The organism is Enterococcus sp. AZ109 (genome assembly GCF_051714625.1).
Classification (GTDB): Bacteria; Bacillota; Bacilli; order Lactobacillales; family Enterococcaceae; genus Enterococcus_A.
The window spans coordinates 332886-346977 of record NZ_JBIOSF010000001.1 but is presented as its reverse complement, the minus strand read 5'-3'; the positions used below and the strand labels follow the sequence as shown (position 1 = coordinate 346977).

General features: G+C 38.9%; 21 protein-coding genes and 1 riboswitch. Of the genes, 9 read left to right on the top strand and 12 right to left on the bottom strand.

Annotated elements, in window-relative coordinates:
• Positions 1 to 7 precede the first annotated feature (7 nt).
• On the bottom strand, positions 8 to 1444 hold the full coding sequence (locus IGI42_RS01680) for a cryptochrome/photolyase family protein (protein WP_438713877.1): 1437 nt from the start codon (positions 1442 to 1444) through the stop codon (positions 8 to 10).
• A 135-nt stretch (positions 1445 to 1579) separates the two neighbouring features.
• On the opposite strand from IGI42_RS01680, the gene IGI42_RS01675 reads away from it, so the two are divergent.
• The 6 genes from IGI42_RS01675 (at position 1580) to IGI42_RS01650 (ending at position 6229) form a co-directional block, all read left to right on the top strand.
• On the top strand, positions 1580 to 2299 hold the full coding sequence (locus tag IGI42_RS01675; protein WP_438716996.1) for a DUF2087 domain-containing protein: 720 nt from the start codon (positions 1580 to 1582) through the stop codon (positions 2297 to 2299).
• A gap of 15 nt (positions 2300 to 2314) precedes the next feature.
• On the top strand, positions 2315 to 2749 hold the full coding sequence (locus IGI42_RS01670; RefSeq protein WP_438713875.1) for a VOC family protein: 435 nt from the start codon (positions 2315 to 2317) through the stop codon (positions 2747 to 2749).
• Positions 2750 to 2755: 6 nt separating this feature from the next.
• Positions 2756 to 3385 carry a flavin reductase family protein gene (locus IGI42_RS01665; RefSeq protein ID WP_438713874.1) on the top strand — a complete coding sequence of 210 codons (630 nt, stop codon included), beginning with the start codon at positions 2756 to 2758 and terminating at the stop codon, positions 3383 to 3385.
• A gap of 68 nt (positions 3386 to 3453) precedes the next feature.
• On the top strand, positions 3454 to 4101 hold the full coding sequence (locus IGI42_RS01660; RefSeq protein ID WP_438716995.1) for a pentapeptide repeat-containing protein: 648 nt from the start codon (positions 3454 to 3456) through the stop codon (positions 4099 to 4101).
• A gap of 181 nt (positions 4102 to 4282) precedes the next feature.
• A complete protein-coding gene (locus tag IGI42_RS01655; RefSeq protein ID WP_438713873.1) occupies positions 4283 to 4816 on the top strand; it encodes an RNA polymerase sigma factor in 534 nt (177 codons plus the stop codon).
• A gap of 33 nt (positions 4817 to 4849) precedes the next feature.
• Complete coding sequence (locus tag IGI42_RS01650; protein WP_438713871.1) at positions 4850 to 6229, top strand: hypothetical protein; 1380 nt, start codon at positions 4850 to 4852, stop codon at positions 6227 to 6229.
• 637 nt (positions 6230 to 6866) lie between these two features.
• Here IGI42_RS01650 and IGI42_RS01645 read toward each other — a convergent pair.
• Positions 6867 to 7076 (bottom strand): hypothetical protein, encoded by a 210-nt coding sequence (locus tag IGI42_RS01645; protein WP_438713870.1) that lies wholly within the window; start codon positions 7074 to 7076, stop codon positions 6867 to 6869.
• Positions 7077 to 7258: 182 nt separating this feature from the next.
• On the opposite strand from IGI42_RS01645, the gene IGI42_RS01640 reads away from it, so the two are divergent.
• Positions 7259 to 7801: a restriction endonuclease gene (locus tag IGI42_RS01640; RefSeq protein ID WP_438713869.1), complete on the top strand. Its 543-nt coding sequence runs from the start codon at positions 7259 to 7261 to the stop codon at positions 7799 to 7801.
• A 20-nt stretch (positions 7802 to 7821) separates the two neighbouring features.
• Here the strand turns inward: IGI42_RS01640 and IGI42_RS01635 are convergent, their stop codons facing one another.
• The 9 genes from IGI42_RS01635 to IGI42_RS01595 form a co-directional block, all read right to left on the bottom strand.
• Positions 7822 to 7995, bottom strand: coding sequence for a hypothetical protein (locus tag IGI42_RS01635; RefSeq protein ID WP_438713867.1), 174 nt, complete (start codon positions 7993 to 7995; stop codon positions 7822 to 7824).
• 198 nt (positions 7996 to 8193) lie between these two features.
• Complete coding sequence (locus IGI42_RS01630) at positions 8194 to 8349, bottom strand: hypothetical protein (RefSeq protein ID WP_438713866.1); 156 nt, start codon at positions 8347 to 8349, stop codon at positions 8194 to 8196.
• Between the two features lie 19 nt (positions 8350 to 8368).
• The gene (locus tag IGI42_RS01625) at positions 8369 to 9022 is read right to left on the bottom strand and encodes a lysostaphin resistance A-like protein (RefSeq protein WP_438713865.1); all 654 of its coding nucleotides are present in this window, start codon (positions 9020 to 9022) and stop codon (positions 8369 to 8371) included.
• Positions 9023 to 9145: 123 nt separating this feature from the next.
• On the bottom strand, positions 9146 to 9649 hold the full coding sequence (locus tag IGI42_RS01620) for a hypothetical protein (RefSeq protein ID WP_438713864.1): 504 nt from the start codon (positions 9647 to 9649) through the stop codon (positions 9146 to 9148).
• Positions 9650 to 9673: 24 nt separating this feature from the next.
• Complete coding sequence (locus IGI42_RS01615; protein ID WP_438713863.1) at positions 9674 to 10039, bottom strand: DUF6483 family protein; 366 nt, start codon at positions 10037 to 10039, stop codon at positions 9674 to 9676.
• A 90-nt stretch (positions 10040 to 10129) separates the two neighbouring features.
• Entirely contained in the window at positions 10130 to 10432 is a 303-nt protein-coding gene (locus IGI42_RS01610; RefSeq protein ID WP_438713862.1) for a hypothetical protein, read from the bottom strand.
• Between the two features lie 168 nt (positions 10433 to 10600).
• Positions 10601 to 10804, bottom strand: coding sequence for a hypothetical protein (locus tag IGI42_RS01605; RefSeq protein WP_438713861.1), 204 nt, complete (start codon positions 10802 to 10804; stop codon positions 10601 to 10603).
• Position 10805: 1 nt separating this feature from the next.
• Entirely contained in the window at positions 10806 to 11372 is a 567-nt protein-coding gene (locus tag IGI42_RS01600) for a GrpB family protein (protein ID WP_438713859.1), read from the bottom strand.
• The gene (locus IGI42_RS01595; RefSeq protein WP_438713858.1) at positions 11263 to 11838 is read right to left on the bottom strand and encodes a hypothetical protein; all 576 of its coding nucleotides are present in this window, start codon (positions 11836 to 11838) and stop codon (positions 11263 to 11265) included. Before IGI42_RS01595 ends, IGI42_RS01600 begins: the two co-directional genes overlap by 110 nt.
• 223 nt (positions 11839 to 12061) lie before the next feature.
• Positions 12062 to 12180: riboswitch (FMN riboswitch) on the top strand.
• 117 nt (positions 12181 to 12297) lie between these two features.
• On the opposite strand from IGI42_RS01595, the gene IGI42_RS01590 reads away from it, so the two are divergent.
• Together IGI42_RS01590 and IGI42_RS01585 are read left to right on the top strand one after the other, a co-directional pair.
• The gene (locus IGI42_RS01590) at positions 12298 to 12897 is read left to right on the top strand and encodes an ECF transporter S component (RefSeq protein ID WP_438713857.1); all 600 of its coding nucleotides are present in this window, start codon (positions 12298 to 12300) and stop codon (positions 12895 to 12897) included.
• Positions 12897 to 13352: a pyridoxamine 5'-phosphate oxidase family protein gene (locus tag IGI42_RS01585; protein WP_438713855.1), complete on the top strand. Its 456-nt coding sequence runs from the start codon at positions 12897 to 12899 to the stop codon at positions 13350 to 13352. Before IGI42_RS01590 ends, IGI42_RS01585 begins: the two co-directional genes overlap by 1 nt.
• Before the next feature lie 40 nt (positions 13353 to 13392).
• On the opposite strand, the gene IGI42_RS01580 is transcribed toward IGI42_RS01585, so the two are convergent.
• Positions 13393 to 14016 (bottom strand): NAD(P)H-binding protein, encoded by a 624-nt coding sequence (locus IGI42_RS01580; protein WP_438713854.1) that lies wholly within the window; start codon positions 14014 to 14016, stop codon positions 13393 to 13395.
• Positions 14017 to 14092 lie beyond the last annotated feature (76 nt).

The window sequence follows — 14092 nt, the reverse complement described above, 5'->3', positions numbered from 1 at the left end:
TGCTTATTTATTCTTCATCAGCGGAATCATTAGGAACTTCTTTGGCGAACTCGCGGCTATTTTCATATACAGATAGTGCTTTACGGCGCGCTTCTTTGTGATGAACGATTGGTAAAGGATAATCCTCTCCCAGTACCACACCGTATTCCTGCTGCTCAGCTTCCTTCATTTTATCCGGTTGATGGATGAACTTTTGAGGGAGATTCTTTAATTCCGGTACAAATTTCCGAATAAAATCCCCTTCCGCATCAAAACGTTCTGACTGGGTAGTCGGATTAAAAATGCGGAAGTAGGGAACCGCATCTGTTCCGGTAGAGGCAGCCCATTGCCAGCCACCGATATTACTAGCCGGATCGTAATCAATCAGCTGCTGCTGGAAATATTTCTCTCCTCTTCGCCAGTCAATCAGCAAATCCTTTGTTAAAAACGAGGCCACAATCATCCGCAGACGATTGTGCATCCAACCGGTTTGATTCAGTTGACGCATCGCTGCATCTACAATCGGATAGCCAGTTTTTCCTTCCTGCCAACGTTTGAAATTTTCGTCATTATTGTCCCATTGAATAAACTGGAAATTGGTTTGAATAGGCTGCTGCTTTTGCTTAGGATTAGCCGCATAAATCATGTTATAAAAATCACGCCAACACAATTCCTTCTCGAAGGTTTGCTTTCCTTCCGAGTCTTCAGTTTCCTGCAGCTGATGCCAAACGGTGCGGATAGAAATTTCTCCGGTACGCAAATAAGGGGACAGGCGACTCGTACGATCTTGCGCCGGCAAATCTCGGGCTTTTGTATAGTCAGCTACGTTTTCCAATAGAAAATCCGCTAATTGTTCTTTCGCTGCTGTTGTACCAACTTCGTAAAGGGGCTTATCGGGAAGATCTTTCACTAATTCCGCAAATTTTTTCTCATCTTCTGGAAACAAGGTATCTCTAATTACCTTATCAGTAGAAATTGCGACCTTCATCGGTTTTGGTTTAGTCAGCTGCTTCCATTGGTTATAATAGGGAGTAAAGACTTTATAGGAATCGCCACTTTGATTTTTTATCTCCTCGGCACCATGGAGATGATGATCCATATAATCGTGAACGATAATTTGATTGTCACGGAAGAATTTCCGCATCTTCTGATCACGTTCAGCTCCAAAGCCTCGTTCGTCTAAATTAAAATAGATCCGATCCCAATTTTTCAAAGTCTTTTTCAATTTTGCAAAGCTTTCTTCCGGGTCTCCGAAAAGAATCTGCAGATGCATGTTCTGATTCACCGTTTCCTGAAAGTGAGCGATACTGGCAAAAAATGCTTGATGATTGCTACTGTTAGTTAAAAATTGCTCTGGATTGACTTGGAAAAGCAATACCAGATCATCAGAATCCTCAAAGGCATGATACAAAGCAGTATTGTCCTCTAAACGCAGGTCACGTCGAAACCACATTACGGATGTCATCCGATCACCTCTTTCTTCTATATAAAGTATGACACAATTCACAATTTTGGGGAATGTTATTGCTTAAATCATCATTGTTTATCAAATTGCAAACGAATCGACGGTTTGTTAGTATAATAGTAGATGATTAAGGAGATGATAGCGGTGAATGAGACAATCGAAGAGTATCAAAAGGGGTATCAATATTGCGATGAGGTGTACCGGTGTCTATATTGTGAACAGACTTATGAGGAGGGCTACATTTATCCAATAGATGGAAAACAAGCTGTGGCCAAAAAAGCGATAGTTCATCATCTAAATACCCAGCATGCTGGAGCGTTAGGTTCGCTGATTGCCCAACGGAAAGAAATCAGCGGACTTAGCGAAATTCAGCAAGAAATTTTGGAGCTGTTCGCTCGTCAGCTAAGTGATTCGGTGATTGCTCAACGTTTAGGAATTTCTACTTCCACGGTCAGAAACCATCGCTTCAAACTGCGGGAGAAGGAGAAGCAGGCAAAGGTCTTTCTCAGCATAATGAGCTTATTAAGGGATGAACCTTTTATTCCACCACACCGCGGAGCCAGAATGATGGATGAGCGTTACCACATCACACCAGCAGAACGAACAAAAGTCCTAGCAACTTATTTTACGAAGGATGGACGACTCACTTCCTTGCCCAGCAAAGAAAAACGTAAGGTAATTGTATTGGGGAAAATTATTGAAGGATTCGACGCTAGTAAAAATTATTCCGAAGCTGCAGTGAACGAAATTTTACTGCTGGTTCATGAGGATTATGTTACGCTGCGTCGCTATTTGATTGAATATGGATTTATGAACCGCACGAAGGATGGCAAAAGCTATTGGGTGATTGATTAGAAAGGGGAGGTTGAGATGAAGTATCGCTTTCACCACTTGCATGTGACTGTCGGAGATGTTGAGGTGTCCGAGAAATTTTATGATCAACTGTTTACTATTTTAGGCTGGGATATCACGAATAAGTTTAAAGGTGATTTGCCTCACATGGACATGTTGGTAGTCGAGTATATGCATGATGAGCTGGATTTTGCGATTTGTTCTCCTAAACGAGAGTTAAAAGATGTCAAAATCGATGTACGAACACCTAAAGCAGTTCAACATTTAGCTTTTGAAGCTAACTCTAAACAAGCCGTCAAAGAGTTTTATAAAAAACTCAGTCAAATGGAAGTGAACATCCTGCATGATGAAGCTCGTTACTATGATAAAATTGCCCCAAATTACTATGCGGTCTTTTTCGAAGATCCTAATGGCATTCGTTGGGAAGTATTTTGCCACGAAATAAAGGAGTAGAGGAAAATGAACTATGACTTTGGAAAAGAACGGCCAGAGCATTTTGTTGGCAGCTATCCGGAACAATTTGACCTGTTTTCCCATTTTGAACTGCTGACGACGATCCCTCAGGTGCTCTTTGCGCTTACGACGTGGAAGGAAAATGGTCAGCCGAATGTTTGTCTGCATGGCTGGAGTAGTTTTTATAATGATGATCCTAGTTATCATGCAGCTATCTGCGGCTTATTTAAGCATACTCATACGTATCAAAATATTCTGCGGGAAGGCGTATTTGCGGTGAATTTTTTTTCGAAGGATCATTATGCCGCGTTGGAGCAAACCATTTTGCATAATGAGCTAGAACAGGATGAATTTGCAGTGGGTAATTTTACTCAAGCTCCAGCTAAAGTCATTTCTGCTCCAGTCATAAAAGAAAGCTTGCTGGTGTTGGAATGTAAGGTAGCCGATGCGGCTAAAATCATTGAAGGTGATTTGACTGCGACGACTCTGGCTGAGGTTGTCCAGGGAACCTTCAGCAAATCCTATATGGAAGGACAGCAAGACTTAATGTATTTGATGCCGGGCAAACAGGACCTCAAAACCGGTAAGCCGACACCATCATCAATCGGCCACATTGAAATAGATTTCAGCGAGTGATGGCATTTGCTGGGAGTATTGGTATAATGGATGGATAAATGAAAATGGAGGAAAGGGTTTGATGGACTATCAGTAAGAAAGCCAATTTAGATAAACACCGTCCGGCACCACCGAATTTACCCACACATTTTACCGAAGATTTTTACCTGGAAGACGAGGTAACTTTTGAAGGAATTAAGATAGAAGATTTGGATTACAGCTATTTAAATGCCCGAAATTTAATGATCAAGGGCTCCCATTTAAAGAAAATCACGATGCAGCGAACACGCTTGGAGCGAGTAGAGTGCAGTAATGTTGTTTTCGAGAAGTGCGACCTGTCTAATTTAGACTGGATCGGCGGCAGTTTTCACCAAGTAGTTTTTGATCAATGTAAACTAACCGGCACAAATTTTGCAGAAAGCTACTTGCGGGATTGTCGTTTTACCAATTGTATCGCCAACTTTGCTTCCTTCAGTGCAACGAATGTGAAGAATGTCCAATTCGACAATTGCCAATTAAACGACAGCGAATTCTTCGAAGCAACCTGGAAGCATCTGTTTTTGGAAAACAACGAGTTAACGAACAGTAACTGGATGAATACTACAATGGCAGGCTTAGACCTAACCACTAACGAATTTGAAGGAATTGTCCTGTCTCAGGATCGGTTACGTGGGCTAATTGTTAACCAGGAGCAGGCGCTAACAATTGCTGCAGGGTTAGGCATAAAGATCGTTTGATGGGCAAAAATAATAATATCGCAAAAGAAATATGTGTAAACAAAAAAACTAACACAATTAACCAGCGAGCTCTCTTTAGACAAGATATCCTTGTTTAAGGAGAGTTTTTTTGAACAATTCACCTAATTATTGAGGAATTTCAGCAAATCGGATTGTATTGTTAGTGAAGGGGAGGTTAGCTATGACCGATGAAGAAGTTCGCAAGAGAATAATCGCTGGCGACGAACACTTTTTTGACCAATTAATGGATCAATACAGCAAATTATTGTGGGCAGTAGCCGCAACAATTTTGACTGCTAAACAATCAAGTCAGCAAATGGATATCGAAGAAGTCGTCAGTGACGTTTTCCTGCGTTTATGGCAGCAGCCAGAAAAATACAAACCAAGTAAAGGCTCAATCAAAAGCTATTTAGTCGTCATGACCAAAAGTATGGCCTTGAACAAATTAAAAGCCAAACGACGACATCAACACGAAAACATTAGTGAAATCAGTGAAGAATATCTTTCCAATATTCCAAAAGTGGAGGAAGAGCTAGCTTGGCAGGAACTTTATGACGCAGTCATGCAGTTAGAAGAACCAACACGGCGGATTTTGATTCTCCGGTTTTTCTATGAAATGAAACCCAACGAAATTCAAGCTCAGCTTGGATTATCCCCAGTAAAGAAGTTGATAACCGACTGTACCGCGGCAAGAAAAAGCTGCAGGAATTCCTAGCATACCAACAGTTTATAAATGAGGTGAATACCTATGAGTAAAAAAATCGAAAAACATCCCTTTGAACACTTGACTGACCAACAGCTGGACGAATTTTTGAACTATTCAGAGATTCCTTATACAGAACACAATGCTCAAAATATCAAAGAAAAATTTGCAGATAAAAAACTGGTGAAACCTAGAAAACGGCGGTTCAATCGAGGAATTGCAGCAGTTAGTATAGCAGCGGCCAGTATATTGTTGCTGACGGCTTTTACTTTTCGTGACGAGTTAACCTTGATTTACCAAAAGCACTTTGGCACCCCAACGGAAATGTTGCTGGCTAATTCGGATCGTCTGGACCAAGGAGTAGAGGATCAAGGACTTCGCCTGAAAGCAGTCGGGTCTTTTAAGGACGGAAATACCACTTACTTTGTCGCACAGCTTACTGATCTGACAAGTGATCGTTTGTCTGAAGATACCCAAATTTCCAGCTGGCAAATGCTCAACGGCGGCAACAGCCGCGTGGTTGATTACGATGAAACCAGCAAAACTGCGACGATCATTACCCAAGCAGTTGATTTTGGTGACAAGATTAAACCTGGCTATCTATTAGAAAGCTTTACAAGTAAGAAACAGGACTTCCAAGAAACCTATACCGTAAATTGGAATAAAATTCCCCAGACTGAAGCTTGGCAAAAACGTCCGGTAAATGAAGGATTGGGAGGAGGGTATGATCCCAAAGCTATGAAGCGACTGAATCTGAAGTTCGATGAGCTTGCTAACACATACTTAGAGCCAGCAGCAAATCCGATAGAGTTAGGCAAGTATGCAGCCATTTCAGCATTAGGCTTCAAGGACGGATTACTGCATTTACAAACAAAAGAACTCAATACCATCGATTCAGCAACTTTTATTAGCCTGAAAAATCGCCAGACTGGACAAGTGGTGAGTGAAATCGCTTCTTACAGCGTAGATGCCGGCACACATGATAATAAAACAGGACGCTCAGATTATTACGAACATATATTCGATGTTCCAGAAAATGAGCTGAACAATTACGATGTGTTTGCTGAAGGCTTTGAATCGCAAGTTTACCAAAAAGGTCAATGGGCCATCCAATTACAGGAACCACAAGAGCTGCCAACTGAAAATCTACCTGATCAATCCATACAACTCAACGATCGAAAAGTTCAACTAAAAAACGTTTGTTTGTCGCCAATTTCATTAAGCTTTGATCATATCGGACATCTAAACGATTGTAAGATCGAGCTAGTATTTAAGGACGGAATAACAAAAGAACTTTTAGTTGAAGCCAATGAATACCAACAGGAAAACGATTATTTTGAATGGCAATTTGGCTTAGATGAACTAGATAAGTTTGAAGCTGTTGAAACAGTTAAAATAGACGGTCAGGAACTAAAAACGAAATAAAATGAAAAACTACCAAGAAATTACAGCAACAAACAATTTCTTAGTAGTTTTTTTCGCAAGTTTGCAGAATAGAAAAGAAAGTTCGTGAAGTAAACAAAAGATAAAATGAGCAGTAAAAGCAAGAATAGTTGCTAAAAAACAGAAATTTATCGAAATAACTGCAAAAACCAACTGGAATAAGTATAAAGTTGGGATTAGCTGATTTAAGACAAGGATTTTAAATTTTTTGTTTTAGTTTACATAATATACATTATACAAAGTTACATACAAAGTTTTAGTTAATCAGTGATGCTTATCAAATGGTAAAGTCCAACATATCTTGTATATGGCATTTCACAGCTATTTATACGATCTTGACGTCTTATTGTACAAATTTGTCTATTTTCTATTCAAAGTTACGATTTTTTATTCTAAACCCACTTAGAATTTTTCTCTCATAAATTTTCCTCGACTAATTATTTATCAGTCTAGAAATTTTCTTTAGTAGTTCAATTTACTGACTGCTGAAACAACTTAAAGCCAGATACAAAAAATAAATTTCTATCCAGCACAAATCGAAATGACTTCAACAAAGTTCTAATTAAAATACTTACAGGCTGATCAAAAATTTCTTAATATATGTGAAAAAATTCACTTTTTATATTCTATACTTTGAAGTCTCCAAATTAGTTACAGCTGCTTTTAACCATACAACTATTTTTTTGGAATCGTCTTTACTATCGAATTGATTACCAATCGCACTGATGATCACTACGATTGCTCCTACAGTTTTTAGATTCGGTACACTAGTTTTCCCGCGAACGGTTACTTCCAGCCTTTCGCCGGTTCTTAAATCTTCTTGTGTCAATAGAACGTCTACTATTTTTTTCTATCACACTCACCCCTCCTCTTATGATAGCACTAAAAAAATGTTGTTGCTTTCTTCATAAACGACCGCTATTTAGTCATTAACGGTCTATGTTAGAGGTCTCTCCTCTTATTTTACATGGTATAATTAAAGAAATTTCATTTCAGAAAGGAATCAACCATTTGAAAAAGGACAACTTCTCCATCGTCTTCTTCGGTATCCTACTGATTATTTTCCACTACTACTTTTCGATGTCAGTAAATTATATGTATTTTGGTGTAGTTCTAATCCTATTAGGAGTAGTTGCTGAACTCTATCCTTACTTCAGCAAGCTTAAACGTTTTTCGAAAGCTGAGCTGGCCAATATTGATCAGATGAAAGGCATCGAATTTGAGGAATATATGGCTTTTCTGCTGGAAAAGGCCGGTTATATTAAACCCAAAGTCACCCAGGCTTACGGTGATCAAGGAATCGATATCATTGCACGAAAAGACGATGTAAAGCTGGGAATTCAGTGTAAACGCTGGAAAAAGAAAGTTGGCAATAAAGCAGTACAGGAAGTGCATGCTGGGATTGGCTACTACTCTCTTGACAAAGCAGTTGTTGTAACTAACAGCTATTTTACTGAATCAGCGAAACAGCTGGCGAAGAAACTGAACGTCGAACTATGGGACCGAACAGATTTGACTAAGCTGCTGGAGCAAGTCAAAAAGCAAGCTAAATAAGAGCGCGCTGACTCCTGGTATTACTCAACGGAGAAGATGCGCTCTCCTTTTTTGCTATACATCCACTGGTCAACTGGATTGTATTCCATAAACCCGTCTTGTTGGATAAAATACTCAAACAACTCTTCTTCAAAATAATCGGAAAATGCCAAGCCGCTTTTATGAAAATCTTGTTTGCTGATGATTGTAATCAAATTTGGTCTCCTTAGGCAAGCAGTATTACCTAACAAAACACCCCTAGAACTCCCTTTATACTAGCAAAAAACGAATAGAATGAGTATAAATTTCTTGAAAAACGAAGCAACTTTTAATTTCTGTTGCTATATTTTGTTGGGTTCTATATTATTTTATATGCGATATATTTACTTCTTATTGCTTGAGAATCTATTATGTTATTTTCGCTTCTTATCTTCACGATCCAGCTTCTTCAACTTGTTAGTAATCTCCGCATTGGCATGTAATTGGTTGCCGGGTGTCTTCACCACTGAATCGCTCTTCTTTTCCTCAAAGAAAAATCTTTTTATTCTAGCTAACAGTTTCATCATCATCGATCCCTCCTCAGGGTGACTACAAAAATCGCGAATAATCCAATATCCCATGTACTAGGATTGCTACCCACAAATTTCCGCTTTTCTTGTAAAGAAAGATATAAAACAAACTGCCTAGTATCCCCGTGCCGCCTAGTTCATTCATGCTCTTGACTAAGAATTGCGAAAAAGTATCACCACTCACAATAGATGGTAAAATCGCATGCATAAAGCCAAAGATTGCTCCACTTATAATAATCGCTGGCCACATACTAGTAACTTTTTCCAGCTGTTTAAACAGGAAGCCGCGAAAGATGATCTCTTCACCAAAAGCGACTACAAATAAATAAAAATAGGCTTGGTAAAAACCACGAATTGAAAAATCCTGGATTAGAAGAAACATTCCGATATAGATAATTATTAGACCGATAACTAGTTTAGGAGATTCTTTTGTTAGTCCTATATCAGCCAATCTGTGATTTTTTCGGTAAACTAATCCAATAAATAGCAGTGCCCACAGGATATTGACGATAAAATCACTTGCAGCCTTGATGAAAAAATTGTTGCTGCCCACTTCCGAAACGCCGAGTAGCATGCCACTATTCCATAAAAAGCCTACAGAGAACGCAAAGAAAAGAAGATAAGTCATTATCCAGATAAGCGGTATCCCTCCACTTTTCACTCGGTCACTCATACTTCACCTCCAGTTCCTTCTTTATAACTAGTTTACCAAACTCCTTCTGACATATCACCATGGAATAGTACTTTCATCAATAACTCCTGCGAAACAAAAAAATAGCCTGGGCCATTAAGTGCCTCAAGCTATCTCTTTGATCTTCATATCGACAATAGTTTCAAACATCAACGGAAACACAACCTCTTGCTCTGCTTCAAATTGATTGAAGGACAAAGGGTGATCGTATTTATTCGCCCACTTTTTAATCCCTACTAAATCAATACCGATATCTGGAAATTCTGCCTTTCCTTCAATCAGCAGAACTTTTTTCCCCTTTTCCAACCAAGAAAAATCCATAAAGTCTTTTTGCTTGGTCCAGGATACAAAGGAAGTATTTTCTAACACACCATAAGGATATTCCTGCTCAAATTCACGATGAATCCGATAAAGTGGACCAGAATACTGGGCCATTCGAGCAAAATCAGCTTCGTAATCCATCGGTGCTTCACATCCTTCAATACGCTGAATTTCCAGAATTAAATCATTCCACAACTTATCGTAGTAAGCTGCTTGATCGGCAGGACGCCCCTGTTCGCATGCTGGATGCTCCAGCCAGCGCATGATATCTTTTGCTAAATTTGTCATACTTCCACCACACTTTTTAAAGTATCAGTCGGTTCGCTGTCTCAAAAGGCGTCGGATTTCATCTTTTCCTTGGTGAACCTCTTCCATTGAGAAATTCGCTTGAATCAGCTCGGTCTCGGGGATGCCAGCCAGCTTTTGATAGAACCAAGAAGAAATGGATGTAATTTGATGACTCGTTAACTCATGAAGATGGGCAAAAAAGACATCCTCCGCCTCACAAATATTCCGAAGTAAAACATTCTCATGCATATACTGCGTTAACGAAACCGAACGCTTTTCGCCTGTTAGTATATCTTCTACATCAATTAGCGGATCATTATTAGTTTGCTTAATTGTTGGCAATTGCTTAGGAACAATTTGTAATTGCCGCATTAACCAATCATCTTGCATCCAATTTCCTCCCTTTATGATAATTCTATCATCCTATTTCTCATTTTCCTAACGATAACCCTAATCTGGCTATCAACAAAAAGACTCCCCCTAGTACAGGAAAGTCTCAGCAAAAAGCCGCTCAATTTCATCCGTTAACCAAGGACCACACTGCTTCAATTGGTCAAAAGGATACCAAGAACTTTTCATGAAAATCTTTTCTGGCATATAACCCTTGTTTTTTCGTTTACTCAGTATCAGCTGTTTAGCCATCTCCGTCCGTGAATCTGTCCAATAGCCCTCTTGTTTCAGTAAATGCAAGGTTTCAATCACATTCGTTCGGTATGGATATGGATAGAACAGCTTCACTAAATCAGGATAAAGCATTTCATCATTGTTTGCATGATAGCACACACGATGCTCTAAAATATAATCTAACCCTCTTTTAAGCTTATACTCATAACAGTTATACCATATGTTGCTTTATATTCAGACAGAGCTTTCATGGACTTCACTAACCCATCATAACAAGGAGAATCACCAATACAGCCTCCAAAATCACACCCCTGCCAAGTACAAAGCTCACCTTTCTGTGTCGTCTGATAATTTCAGCAACATAAAAGCTAGTTTGCGGACACCAGTAAATTTATCTACACGAAATTTTTCCAGCAAGATGCCATTAATAACCTTTGACTGGTTCAAAAGATCTCTGATTTCAGCCTCACTTAATTCTTCTTTTCGATTACGCATCTTCAATACTAGTGCACTGTCCACCGCTTGTTTCATTCTAGTATCTCACTCCGTATAGCTCTTTCGCTTTTTTAGTCTTTTCTTCGACAAATGAACTTTTTTGTAAAGTGTATTGGTCTCGGTCATTTCTAAATTCTACGGCTAACTTTTCTTTTAATGATTCATACTCCTTAGCAATTTCAGGATATTGATTTAAATAATCCCGAAAATACAGTTCATCATTATCTCCGTCAAAGCGTAAATGAATGTGATATACCTTTTCTGCAAATCCCTCTGGCGTATAGCCCCGATTTAGAGAAACGCGTGATTTTGTAGTAGACATTATAATGCAACCTTTTGTCTCCAATAGTTGCGCTATGGCTGCTAAATCAGTCCCACCGCTCATTTCAATTAGAACGTCCACAATATTTTTGGCTTTGATGTCATTAATTGCTGTACTGCCTATATGAGAAATACGGACAACCGCTGATTTAGGTAACCATTTTTTCAACTGATCAGCGATTTCTTGATAATACGTCTGCCACACGCTTTTTGATTCGTTTAGCTCGATGGGAAATAACTGCCAGAGTTCCTCCAGACTCATTTCTGAGAGTTTCTTTTTCACGCAATTTCTCCTCCATTTTGTAATCGTGTGGTTGCATTTTTTTGATGGTTGACAAAATCTCTGGCTTTTGGTGATACATTGCTAACTCTAGTTGCTGAATTCTTCTTAGTTTGTTTTTGATCTCTTGGTTGTTCCGCATCAATGCCTCTGCTTTTCTAATCTGTAGTTCTTCAGTTTTCTTTTGATTGATAGTGGCAGTGAGCCAAAGATTTGAAACCAACAAAATAAATATTACCGCATAAAACAATTCCGTTCTCTGACCATTAGATGTTGTAACTAATATAAAAGGCACAACAAAAATCAAGGTAAAGCTGATCCCTTGATATAGCGCTAAAGCTTTTAGTTTTTGCGGTTTTTCATTAAAAGAGATAGTTGAAGCTTCATAAATAGCTAAGAACAAAGCCTCAAGTTCTTCATACTGCTGATGAGTTTTTTGCCAGCGATATTCTGCTTGGGTTTTAGTCAATCCTTTTTCTCTTATGTAATAGTTGATGGCTTTTGATTTTTTTATGATGGGAATCACCACATTTCATCTATAAGATATTTTCAATGTAAATCGTTGTTTCGTCTAGTTTATCACATCTTCTACTACTTTTTTTAGTATTTAATGATAAAATATCGGGTTATTGATAAGAAAAAAATTAAAAAAAGGCTTGCATTTACGAAAAGTCTATGTGAAAATGAACACAATAGTTCTTCAGGGCAGGGTTAAATTCCCGACCGGCGGTAATAGTCCGCGAGCCTTTTTTAAGGTTGACTCAGTGTAATTCTGAGACCGACAGTACAGTCTGGATGGAAGAAGAAAAATAGGCGTGTTTAGTGACCAGTTTAATTGTTGGTTTATTCAAGCACCTTTTTTCTACTTGCTGTGCCTTGCGAATTTGTTGTAAGGTTCTTTTTTATGTTCAAGAAAGGTGTGACAAGAATGAAATTCACTGCAAGAAAACTCGTATTAACTGCTATCTTAGGTGCCATCGCTTATCTACTCATGATGTTCAGATTTCCACTACCTTTTATGCCGCCATTTATGGATTTTGACTTAGCGGGTGTGCCGGAAATGATTGGAACCTTCCTATTAGGACCAGTCTCAGGTCTGTTCATTGTACTCATCAAGTTGCTGATAAAATTAGCAACATCAGGAACCAGCTCCATGTTCACTGGCGAAATTCAAAACTTTATTTTGAGTGCTAGCTTCATCCTCCCGTCATGGTTCATATACAAACGGGCTACTACTAAGCGCCAAGCGCTCAGCGGTATGATGGTGGGAACGCTTTGTGCAATCGTTGTCGCCTGCATCTCTAATGTATACTTCATCATTCCGTTTTATGCGACATTATATGGATTGTCAATGGAAGCAGTCATTGCCATGACCCAAGCGGTTAATCCTTTTGTGGACAGCGTTTGGAAATTGGTCTTAATCGGCATTGTTCCCTTCAATCTGATTAAGTTTGGTGTATGTACCAGTATCGTTTACTTATCCTTAGATCGCTTACGTTCACTTTTTCTAAGACGGGAGTTTAGCTGATGGATTGGGAAACGGCAACCATTCAATTATATGAAAAACTGGGTAAGAAAAGGATTATGGCTTTAGCTACTAGTCTAAACGATCATGTAACCGTTCGGAATGTCAGCGTGATTATTCACGAAGGTCGCCTATTATTTAAAACTGACAAAAACTTTCGTAAAACTAAGCAGCTGTTAGAAAATCCGAATGTTGCTATCTGCTATTGGGGTGTGCAAATCGAAGGTAAAGCGGTAAATCACGGATTAGTGGTAGATGAACCTGGACAAGTTTTCCAAGAGCTATATAAAAAATACTGGGATAAAAGCTACAATGCTTATCCGCATAAAGACAGTGAGATACTGATTGAAATTATGCCTCATTTTGTCGAAATCTGGGATCAGGATAATGAGGCTAAAGGCTTCCAGCTGTTATTAGATTTTGACAAACAGCAAGCTGAAATTCAATATTATGACTAATAAAAATGCTGCAGACCTCAACTTGGTCTGCAGCATTTTTTTAAATTTTAGAAAGAGCTTCGTCAATTGGTGTATCTCCATCGCCCATCATAATAACCTTTTGATAGGTGTTAGGTCTTTCAAGAACTTCTGCTAGCACAGTTGCTACGTTTTCGATGGAGTTCTCACTACGTTTTTCAATCTTTGTAGTAATTTTTCCACTGCCGGCTTCTTCTTTTAAGTTGCCTGGTTGCAAAATCGTATAATCCAAATCAGTATTATCGATCAACCAAGAATCTGAGAAGAATTTGGCAATGTTATAGTTCGTGATGCTGTCGCTCCAGTTTTCAGGAACTAATGCAAATAATGAGCTTAGTTGAATATAGCGGGCAATCCCTTCTTGTTCGGCTGCCTGCATCAATTTTACAGAACCATACAAATCGGTTTGCAGTAAATCTTTTCCCCGTGAACCTGCCACGAAGTAAATAGCCTCTGCATCTCCCAATGTTTTAGCTAAACTGGCAACATCTCCATGTAAATCCAAATGAACAGGTTTTACTTGGTCACTTTCAGGAATTTCATTTTCTCTTCGTGCCCCAGCATAGACAAAATGTCCTTTTTCAACCAAACGTTCAATCAAAGCTTGGGCAACACGCCCAGTAGCTCCCGCAATAAATACTTTCATACGTAATTCCTCCTTCTTTTTCTTTATGCTAACCTATTCTGACCATTCAGACAACTGTTTACACTTTAAAAATTGG